The organism is Staphylococcus saprophyticus subsp. saprophyticus ATCC 15305 = NCTC 7292 (assembly GCF_000010125.1).
Classification (GTDB): Bacteria; Bacillota; Bacilli; order Staphylococcales; family Staphylococcaceae; genus Staphylococcus; species Staphylococcus saprophyticus.
In genome coordinates this window covers 2,191,930-2,217,457 of record NC_007350.1, presented here as the reverse complement: position 1 = coordinate 2,217,457, position 25,528 = coordinate 2,191,930, and the positions used below count along the sequence as shown (strand labels likewise).

Genomic DNA, 25,528 nt, shown 5'->3' with positions numbered 1-25,528 from the left:
CATGACAAATCATGAATTTTATATGGAAGTTGCGATTGAAGAAGCAAAAAAAGCTGGCAATATAGGTGAAGTACCTATCGGTGCAATTATTGTAAAAAATGATGAAATTATTGCTAGAGCGCATAATTTACGTGAATCTGAACAAAATCCAACTGCACATGCTGAACATATTGCGATTCAACGCGCTGCAGCTGCTTTAGGAAGTTGGAGACTAGAAGGCTGTACTCTTTATGTAACTTTAGAACCGTGCGTGATGTGTGCGGGGAGTATAGTGATGAGTCGTATTCCTTCTGTGATATATGGAGCTAAGGACCCCAAAGGTGGGTGTGCCGGCAGTCTAATGAATCTGTTGCAAGAACCAAGATTTAATCATCGGGCAACAGTAGAATTTGGCATTTTAGAAGAATCTTGTAGTCAGTTATTAACTGCGTTTTTTAAAAATATAAGAAAAAATAAAAAATTCATTCGAACAGCCGATAATACAAAAAAGTAAACATTTGATAGAATATGGATATGTTACAAAATTATGGCAAATGAGAATCATATATAATTGATTTTGTGTTATCGATCTTAGAAGAGAAAGAGGTAAACAAATGATAAATTTAATTGCTACAGATATGGATGGGACGTTACTAAATGCTGCACATGAAATATCGGAAGAAAATATAAAAGCTATAAAGTATGCACAATCCCAAGGTATTACAGTTGTTATAGCAACAGGGCGTGCTTTTTATGAGGCGAATTCTCCGGTAAATCAAACAGATTTAAAACTACCTTATATTTGCTTGAATGGTGCCGAAGTTAGAGATGAATCATTTAATATTATGAGTACATCCAATTTAAATCGTGAATTGAATAATCGAATTACAAATGAGTTAAAGTCAGAAGATATATATTATCAAGTATATACAAATTTAGGTATTTATACTGAAAATCCTCAACGAGACTTAGAAATCTATATCGATATTGCAGAACGTGCAGGTCAAAAAGCGGATGTTGAAAAGATTAAAGCAGGTATTCAAAAGCGTATTGATAATGGCACATTAAAAGTTGTAGATAATTATGACAAAATTGAGGATACACCGGGTGAAATTGTGATGAAAATATTGGCATTTGATAGTGATTTAGCAAAGATTGATCGTGTGAGTGAAAAATTAGCACAATCAGAAAGTCTTGCCATCTCATCCTCATCTAGAGGTAATATTGAAATCACACATTCAGATGCTCAAAAGGGCATTGCATTGGAAACAATTGCTGAGCGATTAAATATTGATATGGAAAACGTAATGGCCATTGGAGATAACATGAATGATATTTCTATGTTAGAGCGAGTAGGTTATTCGGTATCTATGGCAAATGCAGCACCAGAAGTAAAAGCAGTCGCGACGTACACAACGGATTCAAATGAAGAAAGTGGTGTCGGTAAAGCGATTATGAAACTACTTCAAGAAAATAACAAAAAATAGTATGAGGTGAAGTAATAAATGAAAGGTTTAATTATAGTTGGTAGTGCTAAAGTGGGGTCACATACAACAGCACTATCTCAATATTTGAAAGGTCATTTTGAAGAACATGACTTTGATGTTGAAATTTTTGATTTGGCGGAGCAACCTATCCACCAACTTGATGTTTCTGGAGCATCTAATCTAAGTGAAAGTTATAAAAATAATTTACAAACATTGAAAACTAAAGCAAGAGAAGCTGATTTTTTCGTACTAGGTAGTCCTAATTATCACGGTTCTTACTCAGGTATTTTAAAAAATGCTTTAGACCATTTAACAATGGATGATTTTAAAATGAAACCAGTAGGATTAATAGGTAATAGTGGTGGTATTGTCAGTTCTGAACCATTGTCACATTTACGTTTAATTGTACGTTCGCTATTAGGTATTGCAGTACCTACACAAATTGCTACACATGATACGGATTTTAAAAAATTAGACGATGGTACATATTATTTAGCTAATGAAGAATTTCAATTACGTGCGCGTTTATTTGTAGATCAAATTATTTCATTTGTAAAAAACAGTCCATATGAACATTTAAAATAAGTCAGTTCAATAAGCAACAAAGAAGCGCTTATAGGTTATCTATCAGATATAGGTAATCTATAGGCGCTTTTGATTAACTGTTTATTTTTAAGATATTAGAAACAATCGAATGATACTGTCGTATAATTTTAGTGATTTTGTCAAAATCAATACTATGTAAATAGATGCGTCGTTCATCATGTTCATCGCGTGATTTTGTAAATAAACCGAAGTTACTCAGGTTATTTATTTGAATCGAAATCGGTGTATTGTCAATGTTCAAATGTCTTTTAAGTTCGACCGCATCAATTTTTTCTTTGTTTAGGTATTTCAATTGTTCTAAAATAATAATTTCTAAAAATGTTAAACCTAAATCTTTCTTGATTGCCTTTTTTATGATGTTTCTGTTTTTTTCATATAAAATTGTATTCATATCTAACCTCTCATTTCTTTTTAAATCCGCTAATGAATGTATAGAGTCATAACGCATTTGCTTTCATAAGTAATTTTAGGAAAATGGATTAGTTTTCCTAGAAAAGGAGATGCCATGTTTGGTCATAATCCATTTTATTATTATCAACAATTTGTATGATTAAATTGAGATAGAAATACTGCCATAATAATTTTAATATGGAAATTGTCTATAGAACATCAGCGAAATTTAATTATTAATATCTATTGTTTTAATATTAATATATTATTGCAAAATTTAGGGTGTAAATTTTAACATAACATATTAAAATTTTACTTTGATAAAAATTGAGATGAATTTAGAATGAAAATAAATTAAATGAAAAATGACAAAAAAGCATATGCGCAACCGAATCAAGAGGGGTACACATATGCTAAGTCATAATGATTATTTTCTATATTTTAATTTTGCGAATGCATCGTGTTGATGAATAGATTCTTCATTACGGCATTCAATATCGAAGCCATCGAGCCAATCAAAATCGACTAAATCTGCTGCGATTAAGCGAATGAGGTCTTCAACAAATCTAGGATTTTCATATGCACGTTCCGTTACGCTCTTTTCATCCGGTCTTTTCAAGATAGGGTATAATATAGAGCTTGCATTGGCTTCCATGGCATCTAAAATCACATCTTTGTAATTATCAATCAGCTCAATGTCTTTATTAATGTATGCCTTCACAGTTACAATACCACGTTGATTGTGTGCAGAATATTCACTGATTTCCTTAGAGCAAGGACATAGTGTCGTTACCGCTGCTTCAATCGTAATTTCTTTACGTGTCACATTTTGTTTATCAATTGCTAAACCATAAGTGACGTCCGCATGTCCAACTGCTTTAATTTGTGTTATTGGGCTAAAACGGTCAAAAAACCATTTTGCTGATACGTCTAATCCTGCAGCATTTTGATTCATACGTTCTTGTAGGCTGCGTAATAATTGGTATAGTGCATCAAAATCTAATTCAATACCGTTATGGTAATGTTTTTCAACACTTTCTAAAATACGGCTCATGTTAATCCCTTTTTCGTCTAGGTTTAAACTAGTTGAAAAGCTAAAATTACCAGCAGTCTGGAAACGATCAACAAGTACTGGATAAACCAGATTCTTAATACCGACTTCTTCTATTTCAAATAAGAAGTTTTTATGGGTGCTTTGTAAATCTTTCATTTCTTCTTTTATTGTTGGTTTCGTACCTTCTATTGGGTCGACGGATCCAAAATGTTTCCAACGACCTTCACGTGTAGATAAGTCAAATTCTGTCATGCTATTGCCTCCACTTAAGATTCAAAGTTATAAGTCCAATAAGGTTCTACTTCTAAGAAACTTTGTGCTTCTCCAGATACTTCAGGTGTGGCTAATTGTTTTAAAAAAGGACCTGTCTGAGATGAATGGGCTTCAAATGCGCGAAGTTTTACCTCTTTATAATCACTGATCTCATTTAGTATATCAGGGGCACCTAGTTTTTCTGGTGCATCATTACTAAATGCTACGAGTTGTAAACGTGGTCTTTCAGATGCTGGCATGCGACCAACTGTTCTAACGACAGCCTCTGCAGTCGCTTCATGGTCTGGGTGCACAGCAAATTGCGGGTAGAATGAGATGATAACAGATGGGTGTAATTCATCGATTAGCGATTGAACCATTGCGTCCATCTCATCATGGGGTTCGAATTCCACCGTTTTATCTCTTAATCCCATTTTACGCAAGTCAGTTATGCCTATGGCTTCCATTGCGTTTTCTAATTCTTTTTCACGAATATCCGGAAGTGTTTCGCGTGTTGCAAAAGGCGGATTACCTAAATTACGGCCCATTTGACCTAATGTTAAACATGCATACGTAACCGGTACGCCATGATCAATATATCGTGCTAATGTGCCTGCAGATGAGAATGACTCATCATCTGGATGCGGAAAAATGACTAATACTTGGCTTTCCTCTGACATGATATGCCCTCCTTACGCTTTAAATGGTGTTGTACTGATTTCTAAGGCAGCGGCTAATTGTCCTTCATAATTAAATCCAGCTAATAGAAATTCATCATTTTCATTGACTTCGAAATGCGTTAATCCTTGTACATAAACCCAACCATTATCTTTTAGTTTGAGTCCAACACGATAAGGGTCTTTGTTACCACCTTTGAGTTGAGCATGTTCATAAGTAACTTGAATATTTCTTAAAAAAGTACCGGCATTAAATACGCGTTGGTCGAAGTGGGCAGCATATGCACCATTTGTCGTTTCAACGTGAAGGTATACAGGTTTATGCTCATATGATGAAAGTAAAGTTTGTACTTTGTCATATTCGATCTCTTCCAAATTCATTGCCTCCTTGCTTTCAGAACCTAATTTTACAAAATTCATTTATTGAAATCATTTTTCGGTATCGTATTCATTAATAAATCAGTCCATATCTTAGTGTAAACCGACTTTTATACATTTTCTACCTGAAAAGTAAATTTTATAGATAAGATTGTATTTTTGATTATCTTTCCATTCTACTAAAAAGTACATCATAAATGTATCTCTATGCTCAATAAATCGTAAGTATTTTATAATTTTTTGTTAAGTATGATGTAGGAATTCGATTTCTGTCAAAAATAAGATAATCACGTATAATAAGTAAGTGTAAGTATATGTAAGTATATGGATAGATTAGAGTCGTTTTGTATTTATTTACGGGGAGGGCACGTATATGAAAATAACAAATCTTGGTACAAGCGGATATGCTTCATTTTATGTGGCGTGTGAATTATATAAACAAATGAGCCAACAAAATCATAGTAAATTAGGACTAGCTACAGGTGGCACGATGGTAGACGTATATCGCTTTTTGGTGCAATTATTAAGAAAAAACAAATTAGATGTTAGTGAAATTGAAACGTTTAATTTGGATGAATACGTCGGACTCGATGCACAGCATGAGCAAAGTTACCATAGTTATATGAATGAGATGCTATTTAAACAATATCCTTATTTTAATCCATCATTACTTCATATACCAAACGGGGATGCCGACAATTTAAACGATGAAACGAAACGCTATGAACAATTGATTAATCAAAAAGGTCCAGTAGATATTCAAATTCTAGGTATTGGTGAAAATGGTCATATTGGTTTTAATGAACCAGGCACAGATATTAATAGCGCAACGCATATCGTTGATTTAACAGAAAGTACAATTAGTGCAAATAGTCGTTATTTCGATAACGAAGTAGATGTGCCCAAACAAGCAGTTTCTATGGGCTTATCTACCATATTAAAAGCGCATAGAATTATTTTATTAGCTTTTGGTGAGAAAAAAAGAGCTGCTATTGAAAAATTAGCAGAAAATGAAGTGAACAGCGATGTGCCTGCTACGATATTACATGCACATCCAAATGTAGAAATATATGTTGATGACGAAGCGGCACCTCGATTATAGAAATTCGTTTTAAATTTTATGAAACGGGTAGACATTTTAGGTAAATGATTTTAATGAGTAATCAGTAAGTTTAGCCATGTTATGGCTTTGATAATTTAATTCAAGAAGGGATGATCATTTTGGAATTACAACTAGCAATTGATTTATTAAATAAAGAAGAAGCGGCAGAGCTTGCAAATAAAGTAAAAGATTATGTAGATATCGTAGAAATTGGTACACCTATTGTGATTAACGAAGGTTTACCAGCAGTACAATATCTAAACGATAATATTGATGGCGTAAAAGTCTTAGCAGATTTAAAAATTATGGATGCAGCAGATTATGAAGTAAGCCAAGCAGTTAAATTTGGTGCTGATGTAGTAACAATCTTAGGTGTTGCTGAAGATGCATCTATCAAAGGTGCAGTTGAAGAGGCGCATAAAAATGGCAAAGAGCTATTAGTGGATATGATTGCAGTACAAGATTTACAAAAACGTGCTAAAGAATTAGATGAATTAGGTGCAGATTATATTGCTGTACACACTGGCTATGATTTACAAGCTGAAGGTGAATCACCATTAGAAAGCTTACGCCAAGTTAAATCAGTTATTAATAATTCTAAGGTAGCTGTTATCGGTGGTATCAAACCAGATACAATTAAAGAGGTTGTAGCAGAAGAACCAGATTTAGTTGTCGTAGGTGGCGGTATTGCTAATGCAGATGATCCAGTAGCAGCTGCAAAAGCATGTAAAGATGCGATTGAAGGCAGATAATATGACTGAAATTACAAATTATCGCTTAATTTTAGATGAATTAGACCATACACTATCACATGTGAGAGATAATGAGGCGGAAGCTTTTTTAGCACAAGTAGTCAAAGCGAACCAAGTCTTTGTAGCTGGTAAAGGTCGCTCTGGATTTGTAGCGAATAGTTTTGCTATGCGTTTAAATCAATTAGGCAAATATGCGCATGTGGTCGGAGAGTCAACAACACCATCGATTACGAAAGATGATTTATTTGTTGTTATTTCTGGCTCTGGTTCTACAGAGCACTTGCGTATCTTAACTGAAAAGGCTAAAAGTGTTGGAGCTGAAGTTGTATTACTAACGACAAGTCCTAATTCAGCGATTGGTAAACTTGCAAATGCAGTGATTGAGTTACCAGCTGGCACGAAATATGATGCTGAGGGATCAACGCAACCTTTAGGTAGTCTTTTTGAACAGGCATCACAGATATTATTAGATAGTATTGTTTTAGATTTAATGTCTGAACTGAACGTGGATGAAGAAACAATGCAACAAAATCACGCTAATTTAGAATAATTGAGTAGCGATTAAAAATTTAAGCAGTGTTGCTTAGATTTTCGAGAGTCGACAAAGTTATAAATGCTTTGTCGACTTTTTTATGCTCAGGTTTAAACAATTTTTAATTACTATTTTGTATTTAATCGTTTTGCAAGTTAGTGACACAAATGCAACGGTTTAGAGTGGTTATTTTAGGTTGATTACCAAAATGGGATGACTCCCCATAATTAATGAAATGTAATTCGAATATTGACTTATCATTACCCAAATGAACGCTTAATTGAGGTGAAAATGGAAAATATAAGTTCATATTTACCACAAGGAAAGATTCATGCTATTTAGCAGTTTTAATGTTAACATATTTGTTATGAAGGTTAACAAACAGTGGGGGAATCATAGTGGAATTATTAAAGAAAATGGATGATTATGCGAAAAAACAACCCAATCAATATGCTTTAGACTTTGGACGAGATAAACAAACGTATGCAGGGTTAGTACAAAATATGAAATGGTATAAACAACAGTTTCAGCATATACCACAATATAGTTATGTGGGGTTACTAATTGAAGATCCTTTAACCACCATAGAATTATATTTAACCATGCTTCATCATCAATGTATTCCTTGTATATTGGACTATCGTTGGTCAGAAGAACAGATTAAAACACTGATAGATCATTATGGCATCCCATTTTTAATAAATAGTGAATTAGAAGTGATAAAAACGCAAAATGAACAGGGACAACTCAAGTGGCACGAAGATGTATTACATATTGGCTTTACTTCTGGAACGACAGGTTTGCCTAAAGCTTATTATAGAAATGAATTATCTTGGATATATTCTTATGAAGAAACAGAAAAATTAATGAAAACTGAAATAGATACTATGATTGCACCTGGCCCCTTGTCACATTCATTATCTTTATTTGTGTGTGTCTTTGCGCTATACACAGGACGAACGTTTATTGGACAACAGCAATTTGATGCTCAGACATTAGCGGACATGATGCAAAATGATCATACAATCCATCATTGTGCTTTGTTTGTAGTTCCAACAATGTTAGATGCCTATGTATCTGGACAATTGGAAATACAACAAATTAAATATATTTTTTCTACTGGTGATAAATTACCTTATAGTTTGAGAAATCGTGTTGCTACGCATTTTCCTAATGCAACGTTAATAGAATTCTTTGGAACATCGGAAGCAAGTTTTATAAGTTATAACTATGGTAATGAAGCCCCTAGCCATTCGGTGGGTAAGCTATTTCCAAATGTGAAAATTGATCTTGAGCAGCCTGACGACAAAGGTATTGGTAAATTAAAAGTTAAGAGTAACATGGTCTTTAGTGGATATGTTGATGATGCACATCAAAGTGATTGTTGGATAGGCATAGGTGATTTTGCATCTATGGATGCCCATAACTATCTATATTTACACGGTCGTGAGCATGACCGCATGATTATTGGTGGGAGAAATGTTTATCCAATAGAGGTTGAACGTGCTGTACAAGATTTCGAAAGTTTTCATGAGGTTTTAGTGATTAGTGCACCGCATACAAAATTTGGAGAAATTGCTGTTTTATTATATACAGGCACAGAACACGTGACTTACAGCGAACTAAGAGCATTTTTATCGAAGCGATTAGCGAGATATCAAATACCTTCCAAACTGTTAAAAATAGAAAAAATGGAACATACCCAAAGTGGGAAAATTGCACGTGAAACTATGAAACAGCGTTATATGAAAGGAGCACTTTAAACTATGACAGAAGTTGTTATTGTGGCTGCGAAACGTACGGCATTTGGTAAATATGGCGGTTCATTAAAACATTTGGAACCTGAAGCATTATTAAAACCATTATTTCGTCATTTAACTGAAACCTATTCAGAAGCGATGGCTCATATTGATGATGTAATCCTTGGAAATGTAGTAGGTAATGGTGGAAATATTGCTAGAAAAGCTTTGCTTGAAGCAGGGTTAAGTGAACATATACCAGGTTTAACGATAGATAGACAGTGTGGTTCAGGATTAGAAGCGGTCATTCATGCATGTAGAATGATACAAGCGGGTGCAGGTCATATTTATATTGCAGGTGGTGTAGAAAGTACGAGTAGAGCACCATGGAAAATTAAAAGGCCACAATCGGTTTATGATACACATTTACCGGAATTCTTTGAACGTGCTTCGTTTGCACCAGATGGACAAGACCCATCAATGATTGAAGCAGCAGAAAATGTTGCTAAAACCTATGGAATTACAAGAGAAGAACAAGATCAATACGCTTTAAATAGTCATAAAAAAACAATAGAAGCCTATGAAAACAATATCGTTCAACAAGAAATTATAAATTTAAGTGCTAAAGGTGAAATATTTAATAGAGATGATAGCATCAAAGAAAGATTAAACGTACGCACATTAAGTCGCTTAAACCCTTTATTGTCAGAGGGGACAGTTACTGCTGGAAATTGTTGTATGAAAAATGATGGGGCAGTATTACTTATGATTATGGATAAAAAAACTGCTTTAGCACATAAATTTAAGGAAGGCTTAATATTTAAAGATAGCATTACAATAGGTGTAGAACCGACATTGCTGGGTATGGGTCCAGTACCTGCAGTTTCTAAGTTACTTCGCAAAAACAAGATGACGATAGAAGACATCAACGCAATAGAATTAAATGAAGCATTCGCGTCTCAAGTAGTAGCCAGTCAAAGATGTTTGGATATTCCAGCACATAAGTTGAACAAATATGGTGGTGCTATTGCTACTGGTCATCCGTATGGTGCAAGTGGGGCTGCACTTGTAACTCGCTTATTTCACATGAAAAATGATAAACGTACTATTGCAACAATGGGTATTGGAGGAGGAATGGGCAATGCAGCCTTATTTGAAAGATGGTTATGAGACAAAAGTAATCATATTTAATGCTGAAGCAGTACGGCAATATAATGCGTTTTTTAATATTTCGGAAGAAGATGTCGTTCAACCACTTTATTGCGCCAAGTTATGGCCCGAATTTACGTTATTTCAACCGTTTCAAAAAAAGGAAATCAAACTTAGAGAAACCCAAGTTACTCAAATACACGATATAAAGGTGAATATACACTATTTAGCACAAATGTGCGTGATAGAGCAGAAAAAGGTACGCCAATTTATGAAATATGTCTTGGAATTGCAAATTTATAAAAATAAATCTAAATGTATAACTATCAGACAAACGTTTATGGAGAAATTTTAAAATGTTAAGTATAAACGCTAAAGAAATAAACACCTATTTAAAATTAATCAATGACCAAAATCCGATTCATGCACATATTGTACCTGGACAAATGATTGTGCAAATGGCACTTCAAAGTCAACGATTACAGTGGACATCATATCGCGTTAAATACATCGAAACTGTTGGGATAAATGAGTTGATACAATTCCAAATGGTTTCCGAAAGTATCGTAGTTATTTTAAATCAACATGATGAAACCCTAATTAAAATAATTAAAGTTTAAAAAAATAATCCATTAATTTTAGTTTTATTTATTTGTAAAAATCAAATGCATATGATGAATTTTTGCAATCATCAATATACATTTTTTATATAAAAATGATTTAGAAATCCTTTGTAAAACTTAATTCAATTTGACAATATTAATTAACTACGTATAATTATATCACATGTTAAGGGAGTGGACACATTCATGGATTATGAAAAGGATTTTGATAAAAGTAATATAAATAAGGTTGATACTAAAGCAGCTAAAAAAACTGTGTTTGCCACAGGTATCGGAAACGCGATGGAATGGTTTGACTTTGGTTTGTATTCTTATTTAGCGGTCATACTAGGGCAAAATTTTTTCAGTTCGGTTGAAAATGATCAACTCAAGACTATTTTTACATTTGCGACATTTGCGATTGCATTTTTACTTAGACCCGTTGGTGGTATTATCTTCGGTATTATTGGAGATAAATATGGTCGGAAAGTCGTATTAACGACAACTATTATTATGATGGCGTTCTCAACGTTAATCATTGGATTATTACCTACATACGATCAAATTGGCGTTTGGGCACCGATATTACTCTTACTAGGTAGGGTATTACAAGGTTTCTCAACTGGTGGAGAGTACGCAGGTGCTATGGTTTATGTAGCAGAATCATCACCAGATAGAAAACGAAATACATTAGGTTGTGGCTTAGAAATCGGTACATTATCCGGTTATATTGCAGCGTCTGTTTTAAGTGGACTATTATTCTTCTTCTTAAGTGATGACCAAATGGCAACATGGGGTTGGAGAATTCCATTTATCTTAGGTTTATTCTTAGGTATATTTGGTTTTTATTTAAGAAGAAAATTAGAAGAGTCACCTGTTTATGAAAATGAACTTGCATCGAAACCGAAGAGAGATAATATTGGTTTTTTAACAATTGTCAGATACTACTATAAAGACATCATTGTTTGTTTTGTGGCAGTTGCGTTCTTTAACTGTACAAACTATATGTTAACTTCATATATGCCATCATATTTACAAGAAATTGTGAAATTAGATAGTACAACAGTATCCGTATTAATTACTGTAGTCATGGCAGTGATGATTCCATTAGCATTAATGTTTGGACGCGTTGCAGATAGAATCGGTGAGAAGAAAGTATTCTTAATTGGTCTTATCGGTACAGCTGTATTGAGTATTGGTGCCTTTGCATTAATTCAAACAACAACAATTATCTTTGTAATCGTTGGTATCTTCGTTTTAGGTTTCTTCTTATCAACTTACGAAGCAACGATGCCAGGTTCTTTACCTACAATGTTCTATACACATATAAGATATAGAACACTAGCAGTAACATTTAATGTATCTGTATCACTATTTGGTGGTACAACGCCATTAATTGCATCATCACTTGTAGCGAAGACAGGAGATCCATTATCTCCAGCATATTATCTAACAGCAGTAAGTATTGTTGGTATTATCGTTATCTCATTATTACATGTAAGTACCTCTGGTAAATCACTTAAAGGTTCTTATCCTAATGTTGAAAGTGATGAAGAGTACGAGTATTATGCCAATAATCCTGATAAAGCAATGTGGTGGGCAAAAGACAAACGTGTTTAATTAAATAAATATTTTTAAATTAAAAAATTGAATTTTAAGCTGTCATCAAGTTTAACGACTTTATGGCAGCTTTTTTGTATAAATGCCGCTTGAGTCAATATTTTTAAATCAAAGTGATGATAGTATTGTTCTTAAATTAAAAAAATATCAAAATAACAATTGACACTAGAAAAAAACAGTGTATTATTATCGTTAGATATCTAATTAAATGAGGTGCTTGTTTGGAACAGTCATATGGATATTTATTTAGAATGATAAGCCATGAGATGAAACACAAGGCAGATCAGCGTTTGAAAATGTATGATATTACAAACGAACAAGGTCACGCGCTAGGTTACTTGTATGCACACCAAGCGGATGGACTTACACAGAACGACATTGTGAATGCCTTACAACGTAAAGGTTCAACAGTAAGTAATTTACTTAAGAACTTAGAAAGTAAGAAGCTCATATACCGTTATGTAGACGCGGATGATACTAGGCGAAAAAATTTAGGTCTAACTGCATCAGGTAGGAAATTAGTTGAAGGGTTTACAGGTGTATTTGACGAGATTGAAGCACTCATGTGTGCGCAGTTATCAGAAGCAGAGAATGAAACAATGAAACAAAATCTATCTAAAATGCTTAGCAGTTTAGAAGATTAGTAACTATAAGTGGCTGTTATAAATTGAAAAATTAACAGCCACCATATTTTTGAATATATAGTTAGATATCTAATTATTAGGTGTCTAAATAAAAAGGAGTAATATAGAAATGAAAGACGAACAGTTATATTATTTTGAAAAATCTTCAGTATTTAAAGGGATGATGCATTTTTCAGTTCCTATGATGATAGGAAGTTTATTAAGTGTAATTTATGGTATTTTAAACATTTATTTTATTGGATTTTTAGGTGATAGTCACATGATATCAGCCATTTCACTCACTTTACCTATATTTGCAGTGTTAATGGGTTTAGGTAATTTATTTGGTATCGGTGGAGGAACTTATATTTCCCGGTTATTAGGTGCGAAAGATTATGTGAAAACGAAATTTGTGAGTAGTTTTTCTATTTATGGCGGCCTTATATTAGGTGTTATTGTTATTTTAATGACTATTTTCGCTACTGAACAAATTGCTCATTTATTAGGTGCACGTGGTGAAACACTTGGTTTTACAAGTGCATATTTAAAAGTAATGTTCCTAAGCGCACCATTTGTCATATTGTTCTTTATCTTAGAACAATTCGCTCGATCCATTGGTGCACCAATTATCTCAATGATTGGTATGCTGGCTAGTGTGGTTTTGAATATCATTTTAGATACTATTTTAATATTTGGTTTTGATTTAAATGTAGTAGGTGCTGCTTTAGGTACAGCTATTTCAAACGTTGTTGCGTCGCTATTTTTTATCATTTATTTTTTGAGAAAAAGCGACATAATTACAATGAGTTTGAGCTATGTAAGACCGACGAAAGAAATATTAGTAGAAATTTTTAAAGTAGGCTTTCCAGCATTTCTAATGAGTATTTTAATGGGCGTTACAGGATTAGTTTTAAATTTATTTTTAGCTGGCTATGGTAACTTTGCCATTGCGAGTTATGGTATTTCATTTAGATTAGTACAGTTTCCTGAATTGATTATTATGGGGCTATGTGAAGGTGTAGTGCCATTAATTGCTTACAATTTTATGTCTGATAAAGCACGTATGAAAAATATTATTAAAGTCGTAATTATGACAATCGTTGTGATTTTTGCAGTGTGCATGGTCATTGTGTTTACTACAGGTCATCAATTGATAGGTATTTTCTCTAATGATGCGGCTATTGTAGGAATGGCGACATTTATGTTGAAAGTAACAATGACCTCATTATTATTAAATGGCATTGGTTTCTTATTTACTGGTATGTTGCAAGCGACTGGTCAAGGACGTGGTGCAACGATTATGGCTATTTTACAAGGTGTAGTCATTATCCCAGTTCTATTTGTAATGAATGGATTATTCGGTTTAACTGGCATCGTATGGTCATTATTAATTGCAGAAACAATTTGTGCTTTGGCTGCGATGCTCATTGTTTACTTATTACGAGATAGATTGACAGTAGATAAAGCAGAATTATTAGAAGGTTAATCTTTCTAATTTAATATAATAATACAAAAATCTTTGTGCATTCAAAATGTCTGCGCGAAGATTTTTTCGTTTTGTGTTATTTTTAAATAGTAACGAACTATTTATAAATATGGGGGATTTTATATGGCTTTGACAGTAGAGCAGTATTGGCGCAAATTTATTGAAGCATTTCCAAAATACAAAGGTGTACAATTTGAAGCATGGTCTTTTGGTGTTGATGAAGATGAATTAGCTAATTTAGTAAAACAAGGTGAAAAAACAGCAACAACTAGTGGTTATGAGACCTACAAAGTAGAAGGTGAACCGCTACCGGAAGCAGGAGATGTCAGTGTTGTATTAAATGAGAAAGGTCATCCACAATGTGTGATTGAGACGACACGTGTATACCAAACGCCGTTCAATAAGGTGACGGAACATCATGCTTTCTTGGAAGGTGAAGGAGATAAATCGTTAACATATTGGCGTGAAGCGCACATAGCATTCTTTAAACCGTATTATGAATCATTAGAAATCGATTTTAATGAAACTTCAATGATGGTTTGTGAAGAGTTCAAGGTACTGTATGTATAAAAAGAGTGGTACATCAGTTAGAACTGCTTCGAGGTTGCTCTCCAAGCAAACAAAGGGGACAATCTTTGTCTAACTGTGTACCACTTAGGGTGTGTGTTTATAGGGATGTGTTATTCAAAATATGTTTAAGGGGACAACTTAGACATACTTTTTTTAATTTCATATTTCTTAATAAGGGGAGTTAATTGTATATCGTTTCTTCTAATTTCAATTTATTGCATCTTCTGTGTTGTCTTCGATGAGTCGAAAATAACTTAATAACTTAATTTCATGTTATCAACATCATTTTCTAGTAGAGAGAGTAACTTATATAATTCATTCGTGTTGAAGCTTTCATCGAACTTAACAGAAATCGTTTTGAAAGTCTTGGTGATAATTTCATATATTGGGTTACCATTTTCAAAAGCCTGTTTGTAGATAATCATGTTGAGTTTCCCTCCTTCATCTCTCTACACTACATATAATAATAGAAATTCATGCGAAATACATGAGTCTACAGTATCAACTTTTTATCAGTCTAACGTCGTATAACATCAGAAAGGCTGATGTAAAGCGTTTTCTGATGATTTGTTAGACAATTACAAAAGTTAGGTTACCTAATAATCAAAATAATAAATCGTATATTTAGTTTAAATTTGCACTTTTGGTAATATTTATGTAACATTGTAATCGAATCGTAATCTGATTCAAAAAATCTTTAAATGGAGTGATACCAAATGAATAAGATAGCAAAGACTTTTGTAGCTGGTAGCATTGTATTTGGGACTGCATTAGGCATAAGCGTTTCTAATGAAGGTGTATCACAAACCGAAGCACAAGTAGCAACGACACAACCTTGGTATGAGTATAGTGGTTATACTTCAAAAGGTGGGGATTTTGTACTAGATCAATCATTTTATAATGGTTTAAAAGCAGGTAATGTTGAATTTAATGGTATTAAAGTGAATAGTCAATATACTTCTGATACAGCGACTAAAACAATATATGATCAAACATTCCAACAAATTAATGGGAATAAAGCGAATAGTGTAACTTTTGATATACAAAATAAAGCAGTAAGTTTTAAAGATATACGTGTGCAATATGGTCAAAATTATGAATATCAAGAACCCATGAATGGTGAGAAAAAAGCAAATGGCGATGGCTTATACGGATATGATGTAGGCAAAGGTCATATTGTATTTTATGTAAGTAATGGTTACGTGAAAAGTGCAACGCTCTCATAACCCATAAATAGAATTATTGAATAGACAATAGAATCTGAAACATAAAAGCCCGTCGTTAACATTACAAGTTAACGACGGGCTTTTTAAATTGTTTAAACTTCTGTCACTTCTACGTCTACGTGTTCAACACGATTATAGGCACCGTGGTCTACTGGACCGACAAAGTCATTCATTTTCCAACCGTTTTTAATTGCAGAAGCAACAAATGCTTTAGCTGCGATAACGGCTTCTTTCGGTGATTTGCCATTTGCTAAATAAGCTGTAGTAGCGGCAGCAAATGTACAACCAGCACCGTGATTATAACTTTGCTGGAACATGTCTGTTGTTAATTGATAGAATTTTTGACCATCATAGTATAAGTCATAAGATTTATCTTGATCTAATGCTTTGCCACCTTTAATAATAACGTGCTTAGCACCTTGCTCATGAATTACTTCAGCAGCTTTTTTCATATCTTCAATTGATTTTAATGTTCCTAAATTAGCGAGTTGACCAGCTTCAAATAAATTTGGTGTGACCACTGTCGCTTTTGGTAGTAAGTGTTCAATCATAGCGTCCGTATTTCCTGGGTTAAGTACTTCATTTTCCCCTTTACATACCATGACTGGGTCTACGACAAAATAATCTGCACCAGATTCAACATAGGCGTCGCCAGCACGTTTAATGATTTCTTGTGTACCTAGCATACCTGTTTTAACAGCATCTGGACCAATGGAAATCGCCGTTTCTAATTGTTTTTCGAATACATCAAATGGAATCGGTGTTACATCATGTGACCATGATTTTTTATCCATCGTGACGATTGAAGTTAGGGCTACAATACCGTATGTGCCTAGCTCTTGGAAAGTTTTTAAGTCGGCTTGCATGCCAGCACCGGCACTTGTATCTGAACCGGCAATTGTTAATGTTTTTTTCAATGCCATGGAATTTCACTCCTAAATATCTTTTGCATATATCATACCACGTTTGTCGAGTATTCTAAATAAAGGAAGTTTGTAGTGAAGTTAAATTTATCACTATTGAAAAAAGATATTATTATAGAAGTAGTTGGACTAATCATCGTGATGTCGAGAAAGTAACGAATAAGGGAATACCTGAGCTAAAGCTCAAACGGTCTAGGAACATATGAACTAAAGTTCATACGTAAGTGGTACTAAACTTGCTTAAAGCAAGAAGTTCCACTAATAATTTTTGCGAAGCAAAAAAGTAGTTCTTTATGTTATTATATCAATGAGGTGAGAGGTATATGGAATGGTCGGATGTTTTTCATGAAATAACTACGCGACATGATTTTGCTGCAATGCATGATTTTTTAGAAAAAGAGTATACTACAGAAATTGTTTATCCAGATAGAAAAAATATTTATCAAGCCTTTGATTTAACGCCATTTGAACAAGTGAAGGTGGTTATATTAGGGCAGGATCCTTATCATGGACCGAACCAGGCACATGGTTTAGCATTTTCTGTGCAACCAGATGCGAAATTTCCGCCCTCTTTACGAAATATGTATAAAGAACTGCAAGATGATGTGGGATGTATAAGAAAATCGCCGCATTTGCAAGATTGGGCACGCGAGGGTGTATTATTATTAAATACTGTGTTGACAGTACGGCAAGGTGAAGCACATTCACATAAAAATATTGGGTGGGAAACGTTTACCGATGAAGTAATACAAGCGGTATCAGAACATTTAACACACGTTGTGTTTATATTATGGGGAAAACCCGCACAACAAAAAATTAAATTAATCGATACATCGAAACACCATATTATACAATCACCACATCCAAGTCCATTGTCAGCGTATAGAGGATTCTTTGGTTCTAAGCCTTATTCGCAAGCAAATACATATCTACAAGCCAATGGTAAACAACCTGTGAATTGGTGCGAGAGTGAGGTTTAAAAATGGAAAAAGATAAAATTATACAATTAATTGAACAAGAATTAGTACAAGCAGATGAAGCAAATAGTAACGCAGAATTTGAAAAACATATTTATGCGATTCATACGTTAACGTCATTAGTGAGTGACAATTCATCTAGTAAGAAAGTATATAGTGACAACAGTTTTAATGTGTCTTCTTCTTTTAAAGCGTCTAAGTCACAGAATGTCTCATCTAAGCAGGGTGTTTCTGAAGATGAGATTCGCGCAATGGGTGGAAAAGTATCAGGTGTGTCTTCATCTAATACAAGCACAAATACATCACTCACTGCGAATAAATTAGTAACAGATGATGAAATAGGCAATGGCGATTCCATTTTTGATTTTTAAATAATTTTAAATAGTAAAGGATATGAATAGATCATGATGAAAGTGTTTATTATTTTAGGCGCATTAAATGCAATGATGGCTGTAGGTACCGGTGCGTTTGGTGCACATGGATTAGAAAATAAGCTGTCTGCAAAATATTTATCAGTATGGGAAAAAGCAACAACTTATCAAATGTATCATGGGCTTGGATTACTAGCCATAGGTATTATTAGTGGTACAACTTCGATCAATGTAAATTGGGTGGGTTGGTTACTTTTCTTTGGAATTGTATTTTTCAGTGGTTCTTTATATATCTTAGCGTTAACACAAATTCGCATAATAGGTGCAATTACACCTATTGGTGGCGTACTGTTTATTGTAGGTTGGTTAATGTTAGTGATAGGTACGTTTAAAATATAAATTTATAATTGTTATAGAATTCATCTTGTGGGTATAATACACTCCATGAGGTGAATTTTTTATGAGTCAAAATAATCAGCAAGTAGATAGAGGAGATTTAAAGAAAAATCTATCTGAAAAATTTGTGTGGGCGATTGCTTACGGGTCTTGTATCGGTTGGGGTGCATTTATTCTACCGGGTGACTGGATAGGACAATCGGGACCAATTGCAGCAGCGATTGGTATTGTCATAGGTGCATTGTTAATGATACTTATTGCAGTGAGTTACGGTGCATTAGTTGAACGATTTCCAGTTTCGGGTGGCGCGTTTGCTTTTAGCTTTTTAGGATTCGGAAGATATGTAAGTTTCTTCTCATCTTGGTTTTTAACATTTGGTTACATATGTGTAGTGGCATTAAATGCTACTGCGTTTAGTTTGTTAATTAAATTTTTACTACCAGATATTTTAGAAACAGGAAAATTATATACCATTGCAGGTTGGGACGTGTATATCACTGAAATTCTCATTGCATCATTATTGCTTATTGTATTTATGTTTATAGCGATTAAAGGTGCTAGTGTGTCAGGATCACTACAATACTACTTCTGTGTAGCGATGGTTATTACTATATTACTATTGTTCTTTGGTTCGTTCTTTGGAGGTAATTTCTCTTTAGATAATTTACAACCATTAACCAACGAAAAAGAAGGTTGGTTTACTTCCATCATTATGATTGTTGCTGTCGCACCGTGGGCATATGTTGGATTTGATAATATTCCACAAACGGCAGAAGAATTTGATTTTGCACCAAATAAGACGTTTAAATTAATTGTATATAGTTTATTAGCAGCTGCATTTACTTATGTTTTAATGATTTTATATACAGGTTGGTTAGGTACACCATCAACAAGCCTAAACGGTAATTTATGGTTAACAGGTGCTGTTACGCAAGAAGCCTTTGGTTATATTGGTTTAGCTGTATTAGCAATTGCGATTATTATGGGTATATTTACTGGCTTAAATGGATTCTTAATGAGTTCAAGCCGTCTCCTATTTTCAATGGGACGTTCAGGTATTATGCCTTCTGTATTCAGCAAGTTGCATAAAAAATATAAGACGCCTTATATAGCAATTATTTTCTTAGTAACCATTACATTAATTGCACCTTGGTTAGGTCGTACAGCACTAACTTGGATTGTTGATATGTCTTCTACAGGTGTATCAATAGCTTATTTCATTACTTGTTTATCAGCAGCTAAATTATTTAGTTATAATAAATCAAGTAACACGTATGGACCTATTTATAAAACATTTGCGATTTTAGGATCAATTGTATCATTTATCTTCTTGTTGTTATTATTAGTTCCAGGTTCTCCGGCGTCACTTTCAGCACCTTCATACATCGCATTTGGCGGCTGGTTAGTGATTGGTTTAATCTTCTTTATTGTGCGTTATCCAAAATTAAAACGCATGGATAATGATAAATTAAGCTTGCTTATCTTAAACCGTTCGGAAAGTGAAGTTGTAGATTTAATTAATGAGAACAAGGCTGAAAACACGAATAAATAGCTTTTCTTGTGATTATTTTATGAATAAAGCATAGAAAACTTAATAAATAGTGAATTAAAACAAGTAGTATTCCTTTACGGTTTGCTGCTTGTTTTTTATTGGGTTAAATCTATAAAAAGGTAGAAATTCAAAAAAATACTTTTAATTAAAATTGATATTAGTCATAATATATTTAACCGTTGCTATAGATTAGAACGTTTTGAGAAAGAGTAATGTATCAAGTATAGGAGATCAATTTATGAATAAAGAGGATTTATTACTAACGAATATAAAAAATGTATATGATAAAATCGTTTGGCTCAATAAACCTGTAATGGAAGCACGCCTAAAAGGATATACATCGACTGAAATACATTGTATTGAAGCAATTGAAAAAAGTGTGCATCCTAATGTGAGCCAACTTGCGCAAACATTATTTATGACACGAGGCGCAATTAGCAAATTAACAAAAAAATTAATTCAAAAAGATGCAATTGTTACTTATAAAAATCCTGATAATAAAAAAGAAGTTTACTTTAAATTAACGGACAAAGGGCGCATAGCATTTGATATACACGAACAGTTACACAAAGAGTTTAAAGAACGTGATGCACAAGTCTTTGATACAATGACAGATGATCAATATAAAGCTATGATGACTTTTTTAAATCAATACAATGCACATTTGGATAAGGAAATAAACGATAAAGAAAATTAAATAGAAAATGACTGAAAACCAGTAATTAGGCAAAGCGATATAAGCAAAACTATACAAGTATTACTTAAATGAGCAAGGTTGCTTAGGAAAAACTAGGCAATAATGCTTGAGTAAATGGTAGGGGAACGATTTATAGATAGCTGCGTAAAAATTTTGTTGACAAGGAAACAAAAAGTGAGTAGTATTTTGTTGACGAAGAAACAAAAGGAGAATGAATACGTGAAATCTATAGATAAAATACCTACAAATATAATGATTGCTGCTTGGGCAATAGCGCTCGGTGCGATTACACCGATGCTTGATGCCACAATGATCAATATTGCAATTAAAGATTTAACTCAGGACTTTCACACTACGTTAAGTATAATACAGTGGGGTGTGACGGGTTATCTGCTTGCATTGGCCATCGCAGTACCTATATCTGGTTGGTTAATGAATCAATTTAATAGTAAGCGAGTTTTTATTTCAGCAGTCGTTGGCTTTGGGATAACTTCATTGGCAACAGGATTGAGTTCGAATATAGTAACGTTTATTAGTTTTAGATTATTGCAAGGCTTTAGTGCAGGTGTGATAACGACATTGATGTCTACGATGCTAGTATTGATCGCAGGTCAAAAGTATATCGGTAGAGTCATTGCAATTGTTAGTACACCTATGATATTAGGACCAATTTTGGGACCTGTACTGGGAGGTTTGATTATACATTTTGCAACATGGCAATGGATATTTTTTATAAATATATTTGTGACGATTATTGCTGTACCTATTATGATTAAAAAATTGCCTGACTTTAATCCAGTTAATAAAGAAAAGAAATTAGATTATATAGGTGTCATTAATTTGGCTTTGATAAGTGTGACGTTACTCTATGGTTTAGTACAAGCATCCAAGTTTGGTTCGTTTAATAATCCTGTGACGTATATCAATATGACCATTGGGGTTATCTGTATAATAGTTTATATTATTTATAATCGTATGAAACAGTACAATACGGTCTTACCGACAAATTTATTTAAATCTCGTAATTTTTTTGCTTGTAGTTTAGGATTATTTCTAGCTAATGTTGCCATATTAGGTCCAATGATTATATTGCCTTTATTCTTTCAACGTTTTCAGCATTTCAATGCAATTGAAACAGCGATTATGTTAATGCCACAAGGATTAGGTATGCTAATTACACGTCCTTTAATTGGTAAAATTATAGACAAGTATGGAGGTAGAAACATTGTACTTATCAGTACGATGGTTGTACTCATAACATCTGTTTCATTTATGTTTATTTCTGGTCATACGCAAAGCGTTTGGATTGGGCTAATCTTATTTATAAGAGGTTGTGCAGTTGGTGGCGTAATGTTACCTCTGACAAGTTCTGCATATTATGGATTAGAAATTGAACAATTATCGGAAGCTGGCGTAGGAATTAATATTATAGAGAATATTGGTTCTAGCTTTGGTTCTGCACTTATTGCAACAGTTGTTGCAACAGTCATACATTCAATGTCTGTTAATATACCAAATGAATTAACTGCATATCATGCTGGATTTTCAGTTGCGGTTATTGCACTTGTAGTGTTATTGTTACCAGCTTGGTTTATCCATCAAAAGATAATAAATCACAGTTTGCAGAAGAATCTGTGTCATAAATGAAACATATAGGTTTTGATAGCTAATAATTTATGACTAAATGAATTTATAATAAATTTTTAATAAAATAAGCCACACATGCACTCTTTTCAACGCATGTGTGGCTATTTATATAAATATTAGATTCTTTTTTTACGTATTTTTGTACCTGAAATAATTAGTTTAGAAATTTGATCTGCAAAAAGTAGACCTAAGGCGATAGCACCAGCAATAAGCGTTACTTCAAGCATTGTATTAATGGCTTTACTAAATTCTAAAAGTACTAAATTTTTCGTAGCATCAAATGCTAAACCACCAGGTACGAGTGGAATAATACCGGGAATCATAAAAATGATGACAGGTTCTTTTTTAGAGCGTGCCATAATATGACTTAAGCAGCCTAATGCAAGACTACCAAAGAAACTTGAATAAATTGTATGTGTATTTAAACCATCGAAAAATATGGTATAGACCATCCAACCGCATGCACCTACGATACCTACCGTGTTATATAAGCGTTTTGGGACATCAAATATAACGCCGAAGAATAGGGAAGCGGTATAACTAAATATAAAATTTAATATCCAAAACATAGACATAACTCCTAAAATATAATAAGTACTGTACTAACGCCAGCTCCAATACCGAATGCAGTAACGAGCGCCTCTAATGATTTGGTGGTAAACATTAACATATGACCGCCAAACAAATCTTGAATTGCGTTTGTAATTAATACACCAGGTACAATAGGCATGACTGCTGCAATTATAATGGTAGAAATTGAACCACCGGGTATGAGATTATGACCGATAATGGTGACTAATCCAATAACTAATGCGCCCATAAATTCAGGGATAAATTGGGCATGCAATTTTTGTTGTAATATTTCGACTACAATATAACCGAAGGAACCAGCTAATAACGCTGTTAATACATCAGTTAAATGGCCGCCTTGTAAATATAAAAAACTGACAGATATGACGGCAGCAGCAATGAATTTATAAAAAAGGTAGTGGTTTTTTATACTTTGTTCTTGATATATTTTTTGAAGTTCTTGAAATGCATCTTCTAAAGAAATGTCACCGAGCGCCAAACGTCTAGAAATGCCATTTGTTCTGGAAATGCGGTGTAAATTCGTATCGCGCGTTCTAATTCTATACATACGTGGATATGACTCATCATGAAGCATGAAGTTGATAACGGTATTTGTAACAAAGCTATTACTTTCTTTGTGTCCCAAAGTGATAGCGATGCGTGTCATCGTATCTTCTACTCGAGAGCCTTCTGCACCAGATTCTAATAATATTCTTCCTGCTAACATGATGACATCTTTTGCCATCTTTTCATCATAACTTTCTATAGCTTGATTATATATTGTCATTTAATCACCAATTAATATTTATTTGAGCAACCCTGACAATCACTGCCTACAGGTTGAGTATAAGTTGCTAAAGTAATATTTTTTATTGTAACACTTTATGATCGTTATTTGTTATTTGAATTGGAACAAGTGCTTAAATGAAGGGAAACTGTATTTTGTGCAATTAAGTCAATACATTTATGTTTCAAATATTTCAAATAGGTTAAAATAGTATTAGTTAACTGTTACAGACATGTATTGAGTAGCGACAATATACAACAGTTAATATTAAATTAAGTAGTGATTAAAAGTTCTCCCAAACACACTACATTCAACAAAGGCACACTTATTTATGTGATGAGCGTGCCTTTGTTTATTGCGCTGATTCACACTTAATAAAATTTGAGAATTCTTTTTATGATTAAAGTGAATTGATAACACGTGTACATCGGAAATTGAGAAGATGTGTGAAAATATATATAAAGAAGGTAGCGACATTAATTGCCGCTACCTTCTTTAGTTTGAGAAATATGATAAATCCATTGAATGATTTTATAAAGCAAATAAATCTTGTAAGTTATCTTTAGTCACGATATGACCTACATAAAAGCTGCCGAAGTCGCCATAACGTGCAGTTGTTTCATCGAATCTCATTTCATAAACAATTTTTTTGAATTGTAATGGATCATCTGCAAATAAAGTGACACCCCACTCAAAATCATCAAAGCCCACTGAACCAGTGATGAATTGTTTGATTTTACCAGCATATTGTCTACCTATTTTACCGTGAGCATACATTAATTCTTGGCGTTTTTCTAACGGTAACATATACCAGTTATAAGTTTCATTACGACGTTTATCCATAGGATAGAAACAAATATATTCAGATTGTGGTAATTCTGGGAATAATCTAGGTTTGATGTGTGGATTTTCATAAGGATCTTCGTCAGATTTTCCTGCAAGATAATTACCTAATTCGATGATTGATACATAAGAATAGGTTGGAATTAAGAAATCTGCAATTTTCAATTTATTAAATTCGTTTTCAAAAGCATTTAAATCTTTCATTTCTGGACGCAATGCCCATAAAAGAATATCTGCTTTTTGACCTGTAATATTATAAAAAGCATGATCACCTACGTGATTTGTACGCGCTTCTTCATGTTTATTTAAAAATGTTTGTAATTCATCTACGATTGTTTGACGCTCTTCTGTTGGAACTAAGCGTAAACTTGACCAATCAATAGCGTATAATAAATGTAAACTATACCATCCATCTAACGTTTCTGGTGCTTGTGGCATTTAAATCGCTCCTTTTTCATGAAAAATTCTATGTCTTCACTACAAAATTCTACCATAAAGGAACACTTAAAACATAAGTAAATGATTACAAATTGGTGACATG

At 33.4% G+C, this 25,528-nt stretch carries 30 protein-coding genes; 21 read left to right on the top strand and 9 right to left on the bottom strand.

Annotated features, from left to right (window positions below):
* The first annotated feature begins 1 nt into the window (after position 1).
* The 3 genes from tadA to SSP_RS10770 all read left to right on the top strand — a co-directional run bounded on the left by tadA (position 2) and on the right by SSP_RS10770 (position 2,051).
* Positions 2-493, top strand: a complete 492-nt coding sequence (gene tadA / locus SSP_RS10780; RefSeq protein WP_011303789.1) for a tRNA adenosine(34) deaminase TadA — start codon at positions 2-4, stop codon at positions 491-493.
* 100 nt (positions 494-593) lie between these two features.
* On the top strand, positions 594-1,466 hold the full coding sequence (locus SSP_RS10775) for an HAD family hydrolase (protein ID WP_011303788.1): 873 nt from the start codon (positions 594-596) through the stop codon (positions 1,464-1,466).
* An 18-nt stretch (positions 1,467-1,484) separates the two neighbouring features.
* Entirely contained in the window at positions 1,485-2,051 is a 567-nt protein-coding gene (locus SSP_RS10770; protein ID WP_011303787.1) for an NADPH-dependent FMN reductase, read from the top strand.
* A gap of 73 nt (positions 2,052-2,124) precedes the next feature.
* Here SSP_RS10770 and SSP_RS10765 read toward each other — a convergent pair whose 3' ends face one another.
* From SSP_RS10765 to SSP_RS10750, 4 genes are all read right to left on the bottom strand, one after another.
* The gene (locus tag SSP_RS10765; RefSeq protein ID WP_011303786.1) at positions 2,125-2,463 is read right to left on the bottom strand and encodes a transcriptional regulator, SarA/Rot family; all 339 of its coding nucleotides are present in this window, start codon (positions 2,461-2,463) and stop codon (positions 2,125-2,127) included.
* Positions 2,464-2,889: 426 nt separating this feature from the next.
* Positions 2,890-3,768, bottom strand: a complete 879-nt coding sequence (gene folE2 / locus SSP_RS10760; protein WP_002484093.1) for a GTP cyclohydrolase FolE2 — start codon at positions 3,766-3,768, stop codon at positions 2,890-2,892.
* A 14-nt stretch (positions 3,769-3,782) separates the two neighbouring features.
* Positions 3,783-4,448: a bacillithiol biosynthesis deacetylase BshB2 gene (gene bshB2, locus SSP_RS10755; protein WP_002484092.1), complete on the bottom strand. Its 666-nt coding sequence runs from the start codon at positions 4,446-4,448 to the stop codon at positions 3,783-3,785.
* Between the two features lie 12 nt (positions 4,449-4,460).
* Positions 4,461-4,826 carry a YojF family protein gene (locus SSP_RS10750; protein ID WP_103314633.1) on the bottom strand — a complete coding sequence of 122 codons (366 nt, stop codon included), beginning with the start codon at positions 4,824-4,826 and terminating at the stop codon, positions 4,461-4,463.
* A gap of 370 nt (positions 4,827-5,196) precedes the next feature.
* Here SSP_RS10750 and nagB point away from each other — a divergent pair, with 370 nt between their 5' ends.
* From nagB to SSP_RS10695, 11 genes are all read left to right on the top strand, one after another.
* A complete protein-coding gene (nagB, locus tag SSP_RS10745; RefSeq protein ID WP_011303784.1) occupies positions 5,197-5,925 on the top strand; it encodes a glucosamine-6-phosphate deaminase in 729 nt (242 codons plus the stop codon).
* Positions 5,926-6,044: 119 nt separating this feature from the next.
* The gene (gene hxlA, locus SSP_RS10740; RefSeq protein ID WP_011303783.1) at positions 6,045-6,677 is read left to right on the top strand and encodes a 3-hexulose-6-phosphate synthase; all 633 of its coding nucleotides are present in this window, start codon (positions 6,045-6,047) and stop codon (positions 6,675-6,677) included.
* Between the two features lies 1 nt (position 6,678).
* On the top strand, positions 6,679-7,227 hold the full coding sequence (gene hxlB / locus SSP_RS10735; protein WP_002484088.1) for a 6-phospho-3-hexuloisomerase: 549 nt from the start codon (positions 6,679-6,681) through the stop codon (positions 7,225-7,227).
* Positions 7,228-7,607: 380 nt separating this feature from the next.
* Complete coding sequence (locus tag SSP_RS10730) at positions 7,608-8,972, top strand: AMP-binding protein (protein ID WP_011303782.1); 1,365 nt, start codon at positions 7,608-7,610, stop codon at positions 8,970-8,972.
* A 3-nt stretch (positions 8,973-8,975) separates the two neighbouring features.
* Positions 8,976-10,118, top strand: a complete 1,143-nt coding sequence (locus SSP_RS10725) for a thiolase family protein (protein WP_011303781.1) — start codon at positions 8,976-8,978, stop codon at positions 10,116-10,118.
* Positions 10,090-10,452 carry a hypothetical protein gene (locus SSP_RS10720; protein ID WP_011303780.1) on the top strand — a complete coding sequence of 121 codons (363 nt, stop codon included), beginning with the start codon at positions 10,090-10,092 and terminating at the stop codon, positions 10,450-10,452. The genes SSP_RS10725 and SSP_RS10720 overlap by 29 nt, the downstream gene beginning before the upstream one ends.
* Position 10,453: 1 nt before the next feature.
* Complete coding sequence (locus SSP_RS10715; protein WP_011303779.1) at positions 10,454-10,717, top strand: hypothetical protein; 264 nt, start codon at positions 10,454-10,456, stop codon at positions 10,715-10,717.
* 189 nt (positions 10,718-10,906) lie between these two features.
* On the top strand, positions 10,907-12,319 hold the full coding sequence (locus SSP_RS10710) for an MFS transporter (protein WP_011303778.1): 1,413 nt from the start codon (positions 10,907-10,909) through the stop codon (positions 12,317-12,319).
* 221 nt (positions 12,320-12,540) lie between these two features.
* On the top strand, positions 12,541-12,963 hold the full coding sequence (locus tag SSP_RS10705) for a MarR family winged helix-turn-helix transcriptional regulator (RefSeq protein WP_011303777.1): 423 nt from the start codon (positions 12,541-12,543) through the stop codon (positions 12,961-12,963).
* Positions 12,964-13,072: 109 nt separating this feature from the next.
* Entirely contained in the window at positions 13,073-14,428 is a 1,356-nt protein-coding gene (locus SSP_RS10700; protein ID WP_011303776.1) for an MATE family efflux transporter, read from the top strand.
* A gap of 123 nt (positions 14,429-14,551) precedes the next feature.
* Positions 14,552-14,998: an ASCH domain-containing protein gene (locus SSP_RS10695; protein ID WP_011303775.1), complete on the top strand. Its 447-nt coding sequence runs from the start codon at positions 14,552-14,554 to the stop codon at positions 14,996-14,998.
* A gap of 254 nt (positions 14,999-15,252) precedes the next feature.
* Here SSP_RS10695 and vraX read toward each other — a convergent pair whose 3' ends face one another.
* Positions 15,253-15,423, bottom strand: a complete 171-nt coding sequence (vraX, locus tag SSP_RS13025) for a C1q-binding complement inhibitor VraX (RefSeq protein ID WP_002484080.1) — start codon at positions 15,421-15,423, stop codon at positions 15,253-15,255.
* 291 nt (positions 15,424-15,714) lie between these two features.
* On the opposite strand from vraX, the gene isaB reads away from it, so the two are divergent.
* The gene (gene isaB / locus SSP_RS10685; RefSeq protein ID WP_011303773.1) at positions 15,715-16,224 is read left to right on the top strand and encodes an immunodominant staphylococcal antigen IsaB family protein; all 510 of its coding nucleotides are present in this window, start codon (positions 15,715-15,717) and stop codon (positions 16,222-16,224) included.
* Positions 16,225-16,316: 92 nt separating this feature from the next.
* Here the strand turns inward: isaB and thiD are convergent, their stop codons facing one another.
* The gene (thiD, locus tag SSP_RS10680) at positions 16,317-17,147 is read right to left on the bottom strand and encodes a bifunctional hydroxymethylpyrimidine kinase/phosphomethylpyrimidine kinase (protein WP_011303772.1); all 831 of its coding nucleotides are present in this window, start codon (positions 17,145-17,147) and stop codon (positions 16,317-16,319) included.
* 323 nt (positions 17,148-17,470) lie between these two features.
* Here thiD and SSP_RS10675 point away from each other — a divergent pair, with 323 nt between their 5' ends.
* The 6 genes from SSP_RS10675 to SSP_RS10650 all read left to right on the top strand — a co-directional run bounded on the left by SSP_RS10675 (position 17,471) and on the right by SSP_RS10650 (position 22,787).
* On the top strand, positions 17,471-18,127 hold the full coding sequence (locus SSP_RS10675) for a uracil-DNA glycosylase (RefSeq protein WP_011303771.1): 657 nt from the start codon (positions 17,471-17,473) through the stop codon (positions 18,125-18,127).
* Between the two features lie 2 nt (positions 18,128-18,129).
* A complete protein-coding gene (locus SSP_RS10670; protein WP_011303770.1) occupies positions 18,130-18,495 on the top strand; it encodes a DUF5327 family protein in 366 nt (121 codons plus the stop codon).
* Positions 18,496-18,531: 36 nt separating this feature from the next.
* Positions 18,532-18,894 (top strand): DUF423 domain-containing protein, encoded by a 363-nt coding sequence (locus SSP_RS10665; RefSeq protein ID WP_103314637.1) that lies wholly within the window; start codon positions 18,532-18,534, stop codon positions 18,892-18,894.
* Between the two features lie 61 nt (positions 18,895-18,955).
* Positions 18,956-20,443 (top strand): APC family permease, encoded by a 1,488-nt coding sequence (locus tag SSP_RS10660; RefSeq protein ID WP_011303768.1) that lies wholly within the window; start codon positions 18,956-18,958, stop codon positions 20,441-20,443.
* Positions 20,444-20,681: 238 nt separating this feature from the next.
* The gene (locus SSP_RS10655; protein ID WP_011303767.1) at positions 20,682-21,140 is read left to right on the top strand and encodes a MarR family transcriptional regulator; all 459 of its coding nucleotides are present in this window, start codon (positions 20,682-20,684) and stop codon (positions 21,138-21,140) included.
* Between the two features lie 219 nt (positions 21,141-21,359).
* On the top strand, positions 21,360-22,787 hold the full coding sequence (locus tag SSP_RS10650) for a DHA2 family efflux MFS transporter permease subunit (protein WP_011303766.1): 1,428 nt from the start codon (positions 21,360-21,362) through the stop codon (positions 22,785-22,787).
* Between the two features lie 116 nt (positions 22,788-22,903).
* Here SSP_RS10650 and SSP_RS10645 read toward each other — a convergent pair whose 3' ends face one another.
* The 3 genes from SSP_RS10645 to hemQ all read right to left on the bottom strand — a co-directional run bounded on the left by SSP_RS10645 (position 22,904) and on the right by hemQ (position 25,425).
* Entirely contained in the window at positions 22,904-23,356 is a 453-nt protein-coding gene (locus tag SSP_RS10645) for a threonine/serine exporter family protein (RefSeq protein WP_011303765.1), read from the bottom strand.
* Between the two features lie 11 nt (positions 23,357-23,367).
* Complete coding sequence (locus tag SSP_RS10640) at positions 23,368-24,138, bottom strand: threonine/serine exporter family protein (protein WP_370445203.1); 771 nt, start codon at positions 24,136-24,138, stop codon at positions 23,368-23,370.
* A gap of 537 nt (positions 24,139-24,675) precedes the next feature.
* Positions 24,676-25,425: a hydrogen peroxide-dependent heme synthase gene (hemQ, locus tag SSP_RS10635; RefSeq protein WP_002484071.1), complete on the bottom strand. Its 750-nt coding sequence runs from the start codon at positions 25,423-25,425 to the stop codon at positions 24,676-24,678.
* Positions 25,426-25,528 lie beyond the last annotated feature (103 nt).